Raw genomic sequence first — 14,851 nt, forward strand, 5'->3', positions numbered from 1 at the left:
AAGAGGAATTGAATTAAGGGAGGAACAACATGAAGCGTGTTGCTTGGATTACTGATAGTACAACTGCGAGTTTTACAACAGAAGGAGATAACTTTGTTATCCCAATTGAAGTTATTATTGATGGTGTGTCGTACAAAGATTGTGAAGAAGGTGTGCGTGAGCGCGTTTATAATGCTTTAAACGAAGGTAAAACTGTCACTACATCACAACCTAACATAGGGGAAATGGTAGAGTTATTTTCGAAATGCAAAGAAGAATATGAAGAAGGATTTGCAGTTGCTATTAGCGGAAAAGTAAGTGGAACCTATCAAAATATGAAGTTAGCTGCAGAAATGGCAGGTTTCCCATTAACGGTATTAGATAGTGAAACAACAAGTTATCCAATGGACGAACTAATTAGAAAAGCAAAATCGTTATACAATGATGGTATGACTTTACAAGATATACACAAAACATTAGTAGATGAAAAAAGAAGACCTTTCCACGTATTCCCGAAAAGTTTAAAAGGCCTTTATGCAAGTGGACGTGTAAAGGGAGTTCAATTTTTACTTGGAAGTTTATTAAGTGTCAACTTAATATTAGAAGTAAAAGGTGGAGAGCTTTTACTTGAAAAGAAAGTACGTAAAATCCAAAAATGTCGAGAATACATTAAAAATGAACTTGAAAAAGAATTGCCAAAAGTACTTCACATGTTCCATGCTAACGATAAAGATGGAGCTGAAGAATGGATTTCAGATATTAGACAAGCATTCCCTGAAATAGATTTCAAATTATATCCATTACCAATTTCATTTGCGGTACATGCAGGTGAAGGTACAATAGCAATTAGTTATTAAGAAGAAAACCCGTGAATGATACGCGGGTTTTTTTATTTGAAAATGGGGGTACATCATGTCTCCGTTAAGCAACAGAATTCATTTATCGTTTCCGGGATTAACCGATCACTCGACTTGATTTAAAATTAAAAATATAAACCTTTACCTACTGGTTGAACAGTTTCTAGCACAATATCAACCATTTCTTCATTAAGTAGGGTCCTTATAATCCAAGCTGAGAGTTCTTGAGCAGCGAAACAACCCGCAGCAGTCGAGATATTTCCTTCGTTTACGAAACTTTGCTCAATAACGTCTACACCAAATTCTTTAAGTTGTTCTACTGCTGAGGGATATGTAGTAGCTTTTTTACCAGTTAGTAATTTTTTAGCTCCTAATAGTAGTGAACCAGAACACATAGATCCTATTAATTGTCTTTGAGGGTCTATGTGAATGCTATTAATATATTGTTGATTTTTATATAAATCTTGTATACCTTTACCGCTTGCAAATATTACAGCGTCAGCAGAAGGAAGATTAGAGATACTTCCTGTCATGGGAATACGCAAGCCAGACATAGATATATGAGTTTCTTCCGTTCCTAAAAGCTGGACATCCCAGTCAGAAATACCGCCGACTAAACGTACACGATTTAATAAATCCCATGGTAGAAAAACATCTATATCAGTAAAGTTATCGAAACAGACGATTGCAATTTTCATTTCCTAACCCTCCACTTATGTATATCATTTTATTTATAATATAAACATCTCCTTTTTATGTTCTATATCAAGTTATAAATCCCTGTATATTACACGCAGAGGAAGGAGAAGAGGTGTAGTGATTTTTTAACTCCTCTAAACATAAACAGGTATAATATCTTTTTCTTTGTTTCTATCGATTTTTTGTACAAAACCAAGATCTGTAGTAATAACTAGTAAGGTATTTGGGATGAAAATCTTTAAAATTCTCAAGGAAATAGGTGTAATTTATTACATATACAAATTACTGGAGTGAAGAAATTGATCAACCTATCTCGGAAAGAATTGACCAAGCTTTAAAGCTTGGTACTATATTATTAGGCACACCTATATAAAAAATACCCTCTTTTCATTCCATAAATAATGTTGATAAAAAAGAGAAAGGGTTTTTAAAGGTAAAAATAGAAATCTATATAAAAAAATATTTAAATGGTAGGGATATTATGAAAATCGGTAAGTTTGGAGAAGTAAATAACATAAGTATTGATACGATTAGACATTATATGGATCTCAGTCTTATTATTCCTGAAAAAAAGGGAGGACACTATTTTTTTGATGAGTATTGTCAAACAGATTTAGAACTTATAATATATTACAAAGATCTAGGATTTAGCTTGAATGAAATCAAAGAACTATTTTTTTATAAAAATTTAGCAAAATCTATGAATTACGAAAAAGATACCTTTTACCAATCTTTATTTAAACTAAAATATGACAAAATGGAACAGGAAATAGAACTTTTGGAGAAGAAACGGGATAAATTAAAGGGAGTGTTACATGATTTATTATTAACAAATGAAACTTCCAATACAATTATAGGGATAGATTTAAGTATACTACATTTATTTACATGTTCTAAGTGTAGACAAAAACTAATTCTTCAAGATGGAATTATTAATAACAATCAAATTACCGAGGGAAAGTTAATTTGTAATTGTGGTGAAGAATATATAATTACTTCAGGAATAATAACTGCTGGTAAATCATTTAAAGCAAATGAGCGAACGTCACTTGAAGATACTATTTCGAATTATATTCATGAAACTGATAATGCATATTTGGAAAATATGCTTAAAGAAGGGGAATGGGCGAAAAAGAAACTAATACATTTAGATTTAAATAACAAATTAATACTAGATATAGGATCAGGACTTGGGTTCTTTTTGAGGAGCATTTATGAAGAACTACCCGAAGATTGCCTATACATCGCAGTAGATAGAGATTTCAATAAACTTTTATTTTTAAAAGACGTATTAGCGAGAAAAAATCCGAGAAGAAATATTCTCTTTATCTGTGCGGATTTTTTGAACATCCCTATTCAAAATCGGTCAGTAGATATTGTAATTGATCACTCTGGTACGAGCAATTATAGTTTTGAACATGCGGATTTTTTACTTCACGAATTAAACCCACTTTTTAAATCCAATTGTTATTTATTAAGTTTATTTATTTTATTTAAAAATTTCAGCTTAAATAGCCAAATTACAAATAATTTTCGAGCAAATTTTACACTTTCAAAAATAAAGAAAGAACTCCAAAATCTACAGTTTCAATCCATTGATGAAAGTACTTCAAATTATTTGAAACGAGGCGGAAAGTACGAGGATTTCTTTGTTCAAGGTGAAGAAATTTATACATATTCATTTTTCGGAAAAAGATGGGGTTAACCCCATCTTTTATTTATTTCCCCTTAAAATTATTCAAATCGTACATATTGCGATTGGGTTGACCCAAGAACTTACAATGTACGTGACACAAAATTAGGCAGGGGGAAAAGTTATGACAAGTTTACGGTTACATATAGAAAATAAAAAAAGAAACCAAGAACTAAGGAATATTTGTTTATATTCAATTGCAAAAACAGTATCAATATTCGGTAGCTCTATTTATAGTTTTGCATTAGGATTGTATGTATTACAAATAACCGGATCTGCTTTAAATTTCGCGATTACGCTTATTTTAGGAACGATTCCAATGATTGTTATGAATCCATTTGCCGGTGTAATTGTTGATAAGGTTGATAAAAAGAAACTCGTCGTTTGTATGGATGTACTAAGCGGATGCTTATTAATAACTGTTTATATAGTAAGCAACTATTATGGGTTAAACTTATTCATCATTTATACTACTACCTTTCTGATGACAGTATTTACAACATTTTTTGTAATAGGTTTAGAGGCTGCAAAACCAAATATCGTCTCTAAAGAGAGACTAATGAGTCTTAACTCTATAAGCAAAATTATCGATTCTATATCTTTAATTCTAGGGCCTATGTTAGGGGGCATTGTTTTTGCAGTCTTTGAGATGAACACTTTTATAATCATTAACGGTATTTCATTTATCCTTTCGGCTATATCCATATTGTTTATCAACTTTAAATTGTGCGAGCAATACATAAATAAGGAATGTTCAATAAGGGAAATTAATTTTATGAAAGATATAAAGGCGGGATACTCTTACTTAATGGAGCGGGAGAGCTTAAAAAATACATTTCGTATTTTAATTTCACTTAATTTTTTTCTAGGATTTTCTGTAACTGTTCCATTGCCATACATTATGAATACAGTTCTCAACATTAGTTCTAAACAATTTGGTTTGATCCAAGGGACTTTTCCAATAGGTATGATAGTTGGTGCAATAATAGTAAAAAAGATAACGAATCGTTTTTCTTATTCCTATCTATTGAAAAAAACAAGTTTTATGATGGCAATTTTTATGATAGTTTCAGGTGCACCTGTTCTATTCAAAAGTATTGAAGTGAATAAAATTGTATTTGTGACCATGTACTGCGCCATTATGTTCTTTTTAGGGTTAATGATAGCATTAATCGATATCCCTTTAATTTATTTTATGCAAAGAGAGATTCCAGATGAATATAGGGGCAGAGTGCTTAGTATTGGATTAAGTTTAGGTAAAATGATGCAGCCGATAGCACTGGCATTATCAGGTCTATTATTAAATCATATTCCATCCTACACGCTTCCAATTGGAGGAGGAATCGTATTTCTTATTTTAAATCAGGCTTACTCAAATAAATTGAATTTAGAAATTCATTCAAAAGGGTATAGTGTTGAACGTAATTAAATAATATCGAAATAGCGCAGGATCATCATCCTGCGCTTATCTATCGTAATTCAGCTGTTTTTCTAATAACAATCTTATCAATATCGTCTTCTTCATCACCAATAAATAACCCGCGCTCTTTTAAATACGCTTCAAAATATAAATCTGCTTCTGCACGTTCATCATATGGTTTTACAGATAGAACGAAACCTAATTTGTTTTGTTCCTCTAGATGAGAAGTGGAAATGTATGCCGGTACATTGTGGCGTAAAAAGAGTTCTTTAACCGGAATAATCATATCTTTCATTAATTTCGTTAACATACCCATTTCAAACTCGAAATTAAAACGATCTATACTACATAAATCGGCGAATACTACACCAATAAAACCTGTATTATATACTTCTTGATATTCTACTTCCTCGTTACCGTAAAAATTCTTTTCGATTAAATAGTTTATAAAGTAAGCAACACCGTCACTTTGTTCAAAAGGCTTCGTTGAAAGAACAAATCCGATTTTCTTTTGTTTATGTAAATATACACATGACATGTATGCTGAAATGTTATGCTCTTTAAATAGAGAGCTTGTTGCCCCAGATAGACCATCTAATACGTGATGAACAATTTGAAGTTTTTTACGGGCGAAATAATAGGATTTCTTTTGTAACTCCAATGTATCAATAAAGACAGAGCCGATAAAGCCTGTATTTGAAATGATAGGTGTTTGCTTTTTTCTTCCTCTGCGCTTTGCTTGAGCCATTGTAAAAATCATCCCTTCATGTACAAGTAAAATAAAAAGAACGTTTGTTCGTATATTTATATTTTACTATTAAAACGCTCTAAAGTAAAGGGTTTTTGACGAAAAAACAACAAAAAAGACACCTGTAAGAGGTGTCTTAAACGCTGTAGGGAAGAGGGTTCATCCATACAATTTATATTATGATACAGAAACAATCTCTTCTGTATCTTCTACATCTAAATGACAGTCCATAGTACGAACATCTTGGTCTTCATGACTTCCGAAATAAATAGTAATTTTCATATGTATCGCTCCTTTATTCTAGGAATACCTAAAATAATTACTAGTAATGTTAATATTTATTATATACCACTTTTTTCATTCCGACAACGTTATATCGTTTTTTATTCTTTTAGGGCGCAAAGAGTGATGTAAAGAGATATTTTTATAGAAATAAGTGCATTTCTTATATGTTATATTTAATACTGAAGTATTCGAATACAAATTTTATGAAAGGAGCAAAATGAATGAATTTTAAACAGTTACTAATTGATAATTTTACATATAAAACTTCATATATTGCGCGGCAGGCACAGGGAATGAATGTAAAAGAAACGAAGGATTACATTGCTGTCGACTGTGGTTTACCTGCAGATACATTTAATATCATTACTTTACTAAACAATAATGTAACGGAAGATATCGAGAAATTATATAAGGAGGTAGCGTACTATAATCAAAAGAAATATCCAATGAGTGTTTGGTTTTGGGATGATAGGTACGAGCAGACTATAAAAAGCGAATTAATAAAACTGGACTTAAAAGAAGCAGAACAGAATATTGCAATGGTCGCAGAATTAAATACAATTCATCCGACAATAAACATGCCAGTAGGTTTTACAATACAAAAAGCATCTTCACCAGAACAAATTAAAAAGTTTGGAGATACGTTAGCTAATTTGTTTGGTTCATCAGAGGAAGGTATACATGTACAAGCATTCTACAATCAAGCTGCGTCTTTCGACTTATGGAATAGTGGGAATATGAACCTGTACTTAGGACTTTATAAAAATGAAGTCATATCGGTTGGTTCATTAGTGTGTACACAAGATAGTATTGGTATTTATGATATAGCAACGAAAGAAGAAATGAGAGGAAAAAGATTTGGTTCTACTATGTTTCATTACTTGCTGCAAGAAGCAAAGGAATTAAACGTTGCTCAATGCGTATTACAAGCTTCACCTGATGGGATTAATATTTATAAAAAAGCTGGTTTTCAATCTGTTGGACAAATGACTGTATTTGAAAATCGACATTTATTTGAATAAATTATCCAAGCCAAATTGCTTTTATGTAGGAGTCAATACATCATTATGAAAAAGATATATATCGTTACAATCATTTTCGCCTTTATAGCAATAGGTACTTTTGTTTATCATAAAGTAAATGAACTTAAGTACACGAAAGCTATTAATCAATCAAATCACATGAAAAATATTGCACATAGAGGCGCCTCTGCCTATGCGCCGGAACATACAATACCAGCTTATACATTAGGACAACAATTAAAAGCAGATTATATAGAAATTGATCTTCAAATGACAAAAGATGGACATTTAGTAGCTATGCATGATGAAACAGTAAATCGTACTACAAACGGTACAGGGCTAGTTAAGGAACATACATTAGAAGAATTAAAGCAATTAAAGGCAGGTTCTTTTTTTAATGAAAAACATCCAACTTTAGCAAAGAAAGAATATGAAAATGCTAAAGTTCCAACACTCGAAGAAGTAATTGAAGTGTTTGGGCATGACGCGAACTATTATATTGAAACCAAATCACCTGATGAATATCCAGGAATGGAAGAAAAGTTATTAGAAATTATCAATCACTATGAAATACAGGATAAAGTTATTATTCAATCATTTAGTGAAGAAAGTTTGCAAAAGCTACATAGTTTACATGTTAATATACCTCTAGTCCAATTACTATCTTACAAAAAAGCAGTTCAATTAACTGAATCAGAAATAGAGAAGTATAGTACATATTGCATAGGTCTTGGTATGAACTACAAATATATTGATGCAGCTTATGTAAAGAAAATAAAGAAACACGGATTAGAAGTTCATCCATTTACTGTAGATAATGAAGCAGACATGAAAAAGCTAATTTTATGGGGAGTGGACGGGATGTTTACGAATTATCCGGATCGTTTACATTCATTATTAAAGTCTTAATTAAAAGATATTATTTTTAACGTAATAGTTTATAGAAGAAGAATCCAATACTTTTATTGGATTCTTTTTATTTAGCTATAAGTGACTAACTTAAAGCAGTACAATTTTGAACTTATTAATAAAATATTACATTGAGTATAATTTTTTATAATAATCATCAGAAAGTAACGAAAATGTAATGAATTTTAACTACGCTTTTTATATTTTTTTGATACACTGGCTACGAGAGGAATACCGATTAATGTAGGTAAAAACCAAAACCATATAGGCGGCAATAAATTAATAATAGGAATATGAATACCGATGTTTACTAATAACGCGGTAACGGCACCAATATAAGAACCTAACATACCTCTAATATGGTGGTGAAGCCAATTTTTCCAACGTTTTTTTCGTGCAAGGTAGCCATAAATCGCAAAAGCATAAGAGAAAATTGCTACATAAAATAAATATGCGATTTTATCCCAGTTTATAATGGATAATATAATTGCAGTAAGGGTTATGACCACATAGGATGCATGATATATTTCACCCCATTCCGTATGTTTTCCTTTCTTCTTTTGAGCAACCATCGCTACAATACCGGTGATTAAGCATATTGTCCCAAATAATATGTGGATGGTTAAAAGAATGTTAAAAATGCTCATAATAATTCCTCCTTTTTTATTTTTATAGTATTGCAGTATAGGAGAAAAGTTGAAAAACATCGTTTGTTCGTCTTAATATATTGAAATAAAGGTACTCTTAGAACAAATTTAAACGGACAAATTTTCTTGAATTTAGTGAAACACGTATTACGTGAAATGAAGGAGAGACTTCCATGTTTACATCTATTACATATTTACAATCAGGGAATGACAAGCAACAAAAGGTATATGATGTTTTGAATAAACTAAACATAATGGAGGATTTAGCTTTGTATAGTCCCATTCTTTGCGGGACAATACCTATAAGAATTGACACACTTCAATCTGACTTAGATATAGTAATGGAAGTACATAACTTTGATGTTTTTGAACAAGAAATGAGATCTTTATATGGCTCTTATGAAGGATTCAAAATAAAAAAGAAAAAAATTAAAAATACTGAATCGATAAAAGTAAATTTTGAATTTGAAGGTTTTAAATTTGAATTATTTGCTCAGCCTAAGCCAGTGCGCAACCAAAATGCATATAGACATATGATAGTAGAGCACATGTTATTAATGCAACATCCACATATAAGAGAAGAAATTATTCGCTTAAAAGAGAACGGTTTAAAAACAGAACCTGCTTTTGCTCAAGTATTAAACATTGACGGGGATCCTTATGAAGGACTTATTGTGTTGGGGCAGGAAATGCGGTTGTGGTAAATAAAATACACAAAAACTCCTCTATGGAAAAAGAGGAGTTTTTATTATGTCATTAACTTACGAATTAATTCGCTTAACAATTTAATACCGTTAGTCATTTGCTCTGGAGAAGCATATCCATATGATAAACGAATGTATCGATCTGATTCCTCTTCATAGATACGTCCCGGGTTTAATAGAATCCCTTTTGATAGTGCCTTTGAAAATAATTTCTTCATCGGAATGCTAGGTACTACCTTTAGCCATATAAAAAATCCACCACTAGGAATATCCCAGGTGGCAATATCTGCACAATACTTATGTAAAGCTCGTATCATTATTTGTCTTCGTTCTTTTAGTTTAATTCTTACGTTTGCAACATGTTCCTCATAAAATCCTTTATTTATCCATTCAGCAGCAACTCTTTGAGATAATGAACTCGATCCATAATCTGTTTGCATTTTTATATCTGATAATCTATCAATAACGGGTTCTGGACCGATAACCCATCCAATTCTAAGTCCTGGGGTAAGCGTCTTAGAGAGACTACCAATATATAATATATGTCCATGTTTATCTCTCGATTTTAAAGGATCTGGGGGCGGTGCATCAATCCATAACTCGCGGTAAATATCATCTTCAATAATAGGTAACTGTTCCTTTTCACATATTTTTAATATTTCTTTTCTCCGCTCTTTAGACATTAATATACCTGTTGGATTTTGAAAACAAGGAATTGAATATAAGATGTTTTTCTTCTGACTGTATTTAATTCGTTTTAATAACTCGTTAGGTAATATACCGTGAGGATCCATAGATATACCAGATAGATTTATATTTGCTGATTGAAATACATGAAGTGAATATAAGTAAGAAGGTTGTTCAAGTAAAACGGTAGACTCTCTATGTAAAAGACCAATTGATATTAATTGCAATGCTTGTAATGCACCCGAGACGATTAATATGGAACCCGGTGATGCATGTATTCCAAATGATTTTACGTATTTACTTATTGCTTCACGTAACGGATAAAACCCTTTTTGTTCCTCATATCCAAAATAGTCTAATTCCTCACTTACTTTCTTCATAATGGACTGCATCGTTTCTAATGGAAAAAGATGAGGAGAAAGTTCGCCTTTACTAAGATGGATAAGTTTGTTATTTGCTTCTGCTTCATTTATTTCTCGTACCATTAACTTGCTTGGTTTATGAATACCAGCCTTTACATATTCACTCCAATCAGGTGGTGGATTTGTTGCTAATAATGACCATGTATTATTCGTTACAATTGTTCCTGCTCCAATTTTCCCTTGAATCAATCCATCAGCCATAAGTTCATCTAGTGCAGTTATTACAGTACTACGATTTACTTGAAATAATTTCGCTAACTGCCGTTGACTAGGAATCTTACTTCCTATAGGCCATTCTCCATTTTCAATTTTTTCTTTCATATAGTCTACTATCTGCTGATACTTAGGTAGTTTTTTACTAGTGGTCATCAAAAAACTCCTTCGCTCACTTGAAAAATGCCAAGTGGTTGGTTTTTACGATAAAAAACTGGTTGAAGACATTGTATCAACTATTAAATATGATGGGAAGAAATAATTGGTAATTATAAAGTGGTTGGTTTGAAGGGGGAGAGAAAACATGAATTATAAAAAATGGGATTATCGAATTATATGTGCTCATTCTTTTACAATTTTAATTTGGGGAACGGCCTTTCCGGCAATTCGTATGGGCCTTGAATCTTACACACCTGAACATCTTACTTTACTTCGTTTGTTAATCGCTTCATTCATACTTCTTTTGTTTTCGTTTTTATACAAACTACGATTACCTAATCTAAAAGATATTCCAGCGATTTTTTTATTTGGTGCTTTAGGATTTACTTTTTACCACATTGCATTAAACTATGGTGAAAAAACAGTAAATGCTGGATCGGCAAGTTTAATCGTTTCAGTTACTCCTATAGTAACGGCAGTTCTTGCTTTTGTTTTTTTTAATGAAAAAATGAAAGCAAATGGATGGATCGGTGGTGTAATTAGCTTTATAGGAATTGCTTTCATATCATTTAGTCAAGGGGGGTCTATTCAATTTAATAGCGGGGGATTATTTATATTATTAGCAGCCGTTTCAGAAAGTCTATTTTTCGTTTTTCAAACATCGTACTTAAAAAAGTACGGCTTCTTGCCATTTACCATATATACAATTTTATCTAGTACTGTATGTATGCTTATTTTCTTACCGGGAATGTATCAAGAAATACTGGTGGCTCCTCTTGAAGTGAATTTGAGCGTTATATATTTAGGTTTATTTCCAACAGTACTCCCGTATATTGCATTGGCCTATATTATATCTCATACTGGTGCTTCCGAGGCAACAAGCTCTCTATATTTAACGCCAGTAATTGCTTGTTTTATAGCTTGGGTATGGTTAGGTGAAGTACCTACTTTTATTTCGGTAGTTGGTGGAGTAATTACTATACTTGGAGTTTTAATAGCGCATGTATCATTAAAGAAAGATATTCGAAGTGAAAAGTACAACGATATAACTGGATAAATTCTATTTAGAAATGATAATTCCCTGTTTTTTATAATTAAGAAACAGGGAATTATTTCACTACGTTGAATATGTAAATATATTCTTAATAAAGGGGTTTAAAATATTGAATATCCAGTTAAAGGTTGTTACGAGAGAGAATTGGGAAGATGCTTTAAAGCTGCAAGTTAAAGATAATCAGACGAAATTCGTTCCATCTGTAGCAGTTTCACTTGCTAAAGTATATATAAAACCAGATGGGGACGCTGTAGAATACCAACCATTTGCGATATACAATGGCGATCTAATGGTTGGTTTTGTTATGCATGCTGTTGTAAAAGAAACAACTGATATGTATTGGATAAACGGATTTATTATCGATCAAAAGCAGCAAGGTAACGGTTATGGAAAAGCGGCATTACAAGAAAGTATATATTTAATAAAAAATACGTTTAAGGCGTGTAAAGAAATTAGATTAACAGTACATAAAGATAATATCTCTGCAAAGAAATTATATGAAAGTTACGGTTTCCAACCATTGGGACATGATTATGATGGTGAGGAAGTTTATCGTTTATTCGTTTAATTATTATGTAGCAAAGGTGTGAAATGAATTATGCAATTTACTGAAGTCAAAATTGAAGTATTTATCCCTGAAGAATACATTGAAATGTTGAGGAATGAGTTAAATAAAATTGGTGCTTGTAAAACGGGAGAATATGATCATTGTCTGTCCTATAGTTCTGTGAAAGGATACTGGAGACCGTTAAAAGGCGCATCACCTTTTAACGGGGAAATTGGTCAGATTTGTGAAGGGCAAGAATGTAAAATTGAAATAAAGTGCAAACGGGATCTTGTAAAGGATGCACTTGAAGTTATTAACGAAATTCATCCGTATGAAACACCTATGATTTATATTATCCCGATATTAAATGACTATTTTAATCAAATATAAAATAAATGAATGGGAGGAATAACAATTGAAAAATAAATTTCATCATATTGTACGAGCTGTTATGATTAAGGATAAAAAATTGTTAGTGGCTGAATATATTGGCCATCACTATTTTTTACCAGGTGGTCATGTTGAAGTTGGCGAATCAGCTGAGAATGCATTAATAAGAGAACTAAGGGAAGAGCTCGGAGTAAATTGTAGTATAAAACAATTTTTAGGAGTCATAGAAAACCGATGGCAAGATCGAGAAGTTCTTCACCATGAAATCAATCATATTTTTGAGATAGATTCACAAGAGCTACATATTGATTTCATACCAAAATCTAAAGAATCTCATTTGGCGTTTCACTGGATAGATTATAATCAAGAAGCTTTACATACTTATAAAATCATGCCAGAACCTTCAGTTAAAGAGTTACTAGAAAGAAAATTAAGTGATGAACTACTAAACTGTTGGATTAGTAATTTTTAAAAACCTCTATTAATAATAAATTCGTCCAGCAAAAAGTGATTAAGAAAATAGGCTGAAAAACAAGGTACATCACCTAGTGTAAGTTCATATTTTGTTGATGTACGTATTCAAGTATATAGCCATTTGTTTCTACTTTGTTTATTAAAATTTATTAACTTCAATATGTGGACGGAATTTATATTTATAAATGGAGGGGTTTCATAATGAATCAGTTTCAACAAGAACTACAATCATTAAACCTTAATGATTATCAAACTGGTAATGTTGTGTATTGGGATCAACAACAAAGTCAATATCCATACTACTACATTCAAGACGATGCACGTCGTTGCGGCGGATGCGGAGGTTGTGGTGGACGCTGTGGCGGATGTGGCGGCAGATGTGGTGGTTGTGCAGGTCGTTGCGGCGGATGCATAGGATGCGCTGGATGTTTCGGTTGCTTTAATTGCTGGAACTGGTGGATCATTTAAGTATAGAACATCAAAGATATTTTGCTTGAAGGAAAGGTGTGAAAACTATTTTGCACTTTTCTTTCAAGCTGTAATTTTTATGTGTATTAAGGGGGATTTATTTGTATACATATGATAAGTTGATTTCTTGGGTAGAAAATATAAAAGAACAAAACCATAGCTCTGCAGCAGCGCTTTGCATAATGAAAGATAACAAAATTGTACTGGAGCATTATAGTGGCTATCACTCAAATACATCTACAAGCAAGAAAGTAACAGCATCTTCACAATTTAACGTTGCTTCTACTAGAAAAAGTTATTTAGGATTAATGATAGCGTATGCGCTTTACGAGGGGAAAATAAACTCTATTGATGATGAAGCGATAAAATATTTTAAAGACTTTGATCCTGTATTGCTTAGTAAAACGACGATAAGACATTTAGTAACACATTCGCACGGATTAGAAGAAACGAATGACGGGATAATTTTTCGTGAATTTGAACCGGGGCAAGGATGGGCGTATAGAGATATTAATGTAAGAATGATGACACGTCTTATTTATCAGCTATATAACAAAAGTTTTCCTGAATTGTTAAAAGAGCGTGTGTTTAAACCTGCTAATTTCCAAGAAACAGGATGGAGAATACAGCAAGATGATAATTTAGTTGCAGTTGTTGATGATCCAAATAAAGACGCAATTAGTGAAATTGGTACAGTAGATGACGGTACTGAAAAAAATCTGTTTGTCTCCGCTAGAGAATTTGCACAGTGGGGCAACCTTCATTTAAATCAAGGTATGATAGATGATAAACAAATTGTTCCAAAAGAAGTTATAAAAATCGCTACGAGTTTGCAGAGTCCAACATATGCAAATAAAGAGCTACCACAAAATGGCTTGTTTTGGTTCGTTCAAAATGAACCTGCACAATTAAGTGAACTAGGCGAACGTGTACCAAAAGGCTCGTATCAGATATTAGGAATTACGGGACCAACTATATTAGTAATACCTGAATATAATGTAGTTGTTGCGAAAATGTATAATAAAAGATACAACTACGGCGGTGATAATTATTTATATTATTTACGTGAATTTAGTAATTTAGTCGTTGATACATTTCGTAACAGTAATAGGGCATAATTACTCCTATAACAAAAAGGAGTGATTGAAAGTGAAAGATAAAGTGAACAAAAATAAAAAGCAAAATATAAAAGATGTAAATACAGAGCAAAATGCGATCTATAGCGATCCAAAAGATGCAGCTAATATGCAAACGGTACCGCAGCCGAAAGATTTTGATGAAATTGAATATTAATTTTTCGTTTATCCGACCATATGATGAATCAAAAATACATCTTAAGTCCCATCACATGATTGAAAACTTTTGGTACTCTATATACATAAGCATTTGAAAATGTCTTATCTTAACAAAGCTTTCTTTAAGTAAACCTAATATAACCTGCAAAAAGACACTTCATAACGGAGTGTCTTTTTGT

At 32.0% G+C, this 14,851-nt stretch carries 17 protein-coding genes; 13 read left to right on the forward strand and 4 right to left on the reverse strand.

Translation table 11 applies throughout. The annotated features are described in order from the left end of the window. The first annotated feature begins 29 nt into the window (after positions 1-29). Positions 30-836, forward strand: a complete 807-nt coding sequence (locus NLJ82_RS12565) for a DegV family protein (protein ID WP_000831947.1) — start codon at positions 30-32, stop codon at positions 834-836. A 125-nt stretch (positions 837-961) separates the two neighbouring features. Here the strand turns inward: NLJ82_RS12565 and NLJ82_RS12570 are convergent, their stop codons facing one another. Next, the gene (locus NLJ82_RS12570; protein WP_000684436.1) at positions 962-1,534 is read right to left on the reverse strand and encodes a DJ-1/PfpI family protein; all 573 of its coding nucleotides are present in this window, start codon (positions 1,532-1,534) and stop codon (positions 962-964) included. A 482-nt stretch (positions 1,535-2,016) separates the two neighbouring features. On the opposite strand from NLJ82_RS12570, the gene NLJ82_RS12575 reads away from it, so the two are divergent. Together NLJ82_RS12575 and NLJ82_RS12580 are read left to right on the forward strand one after the other, a co-directional pair. Next, positions 2,017-3,240, forward strand: a complete 1,224-nt coding sequence (locus tag NLJ82_RS12575; protein WP_000690080.1) for a MerR family transcriptional regulator — start codon at positions 2,017-2,019, stop codon at positions 3,238-3,240. Between the two features lie 112 nt (positions 3,241-3,352). Beyond that, positions 3,353-4,657: an MFS transporter gene (locus tag NLJ82_RS12580; protein ID WP_000202838.1), complete on the forward strand. Its 1,305-nt coding sequence runs from the start codon at positions 3,353-3,355 to the stop codon at positions 4,655-4,657. Between the two features lie 40 nt (positions 4,658-4,697). Here the strand turns inward: NLJ82_RS12580 and NLJ82_RS12585 are convergent, their stop codons facing one another. Next, positions 4,698-5,396, reverse strand: coding sequence for a hypothetical protein (locus NLJ82_RS12585; RefSeq protein ID WP_000035797.1), 699 nt, complete (start codon positions 5,394-5,396; stop codon positions 4,698-4,700). A 506-nt stretch (positions 5,397-5,902) separates the two neighbouring features. Between NLJ82_RS12585 and NLJ82_RS12590 the strand changes: the two genes are divergently transcribed. Together NLJ82_RS12590 and NLJ82_RS12595 are read left to right on the forward strand one after the other, a co-directional pair. Next, a complete protein-coding gene (locus NLJ82_RS12590; RefSeq protein ID WP_001009760.1) occupies positions 5,903-6,703 on the forward strand; it encodes a GNAT family N-acetyltransferase in 801 nt (266 codons plus the stop codon). A 45-nt stretch (positions 6,704-6,748) separates the two neighbouring features. Beyond that, a complete protein-coding gene (locus NLJ82_RS12595; RefSeq protein WP_000725554.1) occupies positions 6,749-7,612 on the forward strand; it encodes a glycerophosphodiester phosphodiesterase in 864 nt (287 codons plus the stop codon). A 185-nt stretch (positions 7,613-7,797) separates the two neighbouring features. On the opposite strand, the gene NLJ82_RS12600 is transcribed toward NLJ82_RS12595, so the two are convergent. Further along, positions 7,798-8,259: a DUF2306 domain-containing protein gene (locus tag NLJ82_RS12600; RefSeq protein ID WP_000021740.1), complete on the reverse strand. Its 462-nt coding sequence runs from the start codon at positions 8,257-8,259 to the stop codon at positions 7,798-7,800. 173 nt (positions 8,260-8,432) lie between these two features. On the opposite strand from NLJ82_RS12600, the gene NLJ82_RS12605 reads away from it, so the two are divergent. Next, positions 8,433-8,963: a DUF4269 domain-containing protein gene (locus tag NLJ82_RS12605; RefSeq protein ID WP_000495178.1), complete on the forward strand. Its 531-nt coding sequence runs from the start codon at positions 8,433-8,435 to the stop codon at positions 8,961-8,963. Positions 8,964-9,007: 44 nt separating this feature from the next. On the opposite strand, the gene norG is transcribed toward NLJ82_RS12605, so the two are convergent. Continuing rightward, complete coding sequence (norG, locus tag NLJ82_RS12610; protein ID WP_439974464.1) at positions 9,008-10,444, reverse strand: efflux pump transcription regulator NorG; 1,437 nt, start codon at positions 10,442-10,444, stop codon at positions 9,008-9,010. A 145-nt stretch (positions 10,445-10,589) separates the two neighbouring features. On the opposite strand from norG, the gene NLJ82_RS12615 reads away from it, so the two are divergent. The 7 genes from NLJ82_RS12615 (at position 10,590) to NLJ82_RS12645 (ending at position 14,670) form a co-directional block, all read left to right on the forward strand. Further along, positions 10,590-11,501: a DMT family transporter gene (locus NLJ82_RS12615; RefSeq protein WP_001107014.1), complete on the forward strand. Its 912-nt coding sequence runs from the start codon at positions 10,590-10,592 to the stop codon at positions 11,499-11,501. Between the two features lie 106 nt (positions 11,502-11,607). Beyond that, on the forward strand, positions 11,608-12,066 hold the full coding sequence (locus tag NLJ82_RS12620) for a GNAT family N-acetyltransferase (protein WP_001025603.1): 459 nt from the start codon (positions 11,608-11,610) through the stop codon (positions 12,064-12,066). A gap of 30 nt (positions 12,067-12,096) precedes the next feature. Further along, the gene (cutA, locus tag NLJ82_RS12625; RefSeq protein WP_001160783.1) at positions 12,097-12,435 is read left to right on the forward strand and encodes a divalent cation tolerance protein CutA; all 339 of its coding nucleotides are present in this window, start codon (positions 12,097-12,099) and stop codon (positions 12,433-12,435) included. 25 nt (positions 12,436-12,460) lie between these two features. Further along, positions 12,461-12,907: an NUDIX domain-containing protein gene (locus NLJ82_RS12630; RefSeq protein ID WP_000790757.1), complete on the forward strand. Its 447-nt coding sequence runs from the start codon at positions 12,461-12,463 to the stop codon at positions 12,905-12,907. A 203-nt stretch (positions 12,908-13,110) separates the two neighbouring features. Further along, complete coding sequence (locus NLJ82_RS12635) at positions 13,111-13,377, forward strand: heterocycloanthracin/sonorensin family bacteriocin (protein WP_001071388.1); 267 nt, start codon at positions 13,111-13,113, stop codon at positions 13,375-13,377. A 101-nt stretch (positions 13,378-13,478) separates the two neighbouring features. After that, positions 13,479-14,495: a serine hydrolase domain-containing protein gene (locus NLJ82_RS12640; RefSeq protein ID WP_000288915.1), complete on the forward strand. Its 1,017-nt coding sequence runs from the start codon at positions 13,479-13,481 to the stop codon at positions 14,493-14,495. A gap of 31 nt (positions 14,496-14,526) precedes the next feature. Further along, a complete protein-coding gene (locus tag NLJ82_RS12645) occupies positions 14,527-14,670 on the forward strand; it encodes a hypothetical protein (protein ID WP_000653680.1) in 144 nt (47 codons plus the stop codon). Positions 14,671-14,851: the final 181 nt, after the last annotated feature.

This window comes from Bacillus paranthracis (assembly GCF_024296885.1).
GTDB lineage: Bacteria > Bacillota > Bacilli > Bacillales > Bacillaceae_G > Bacillus_A > Bacillus_A paranthracis.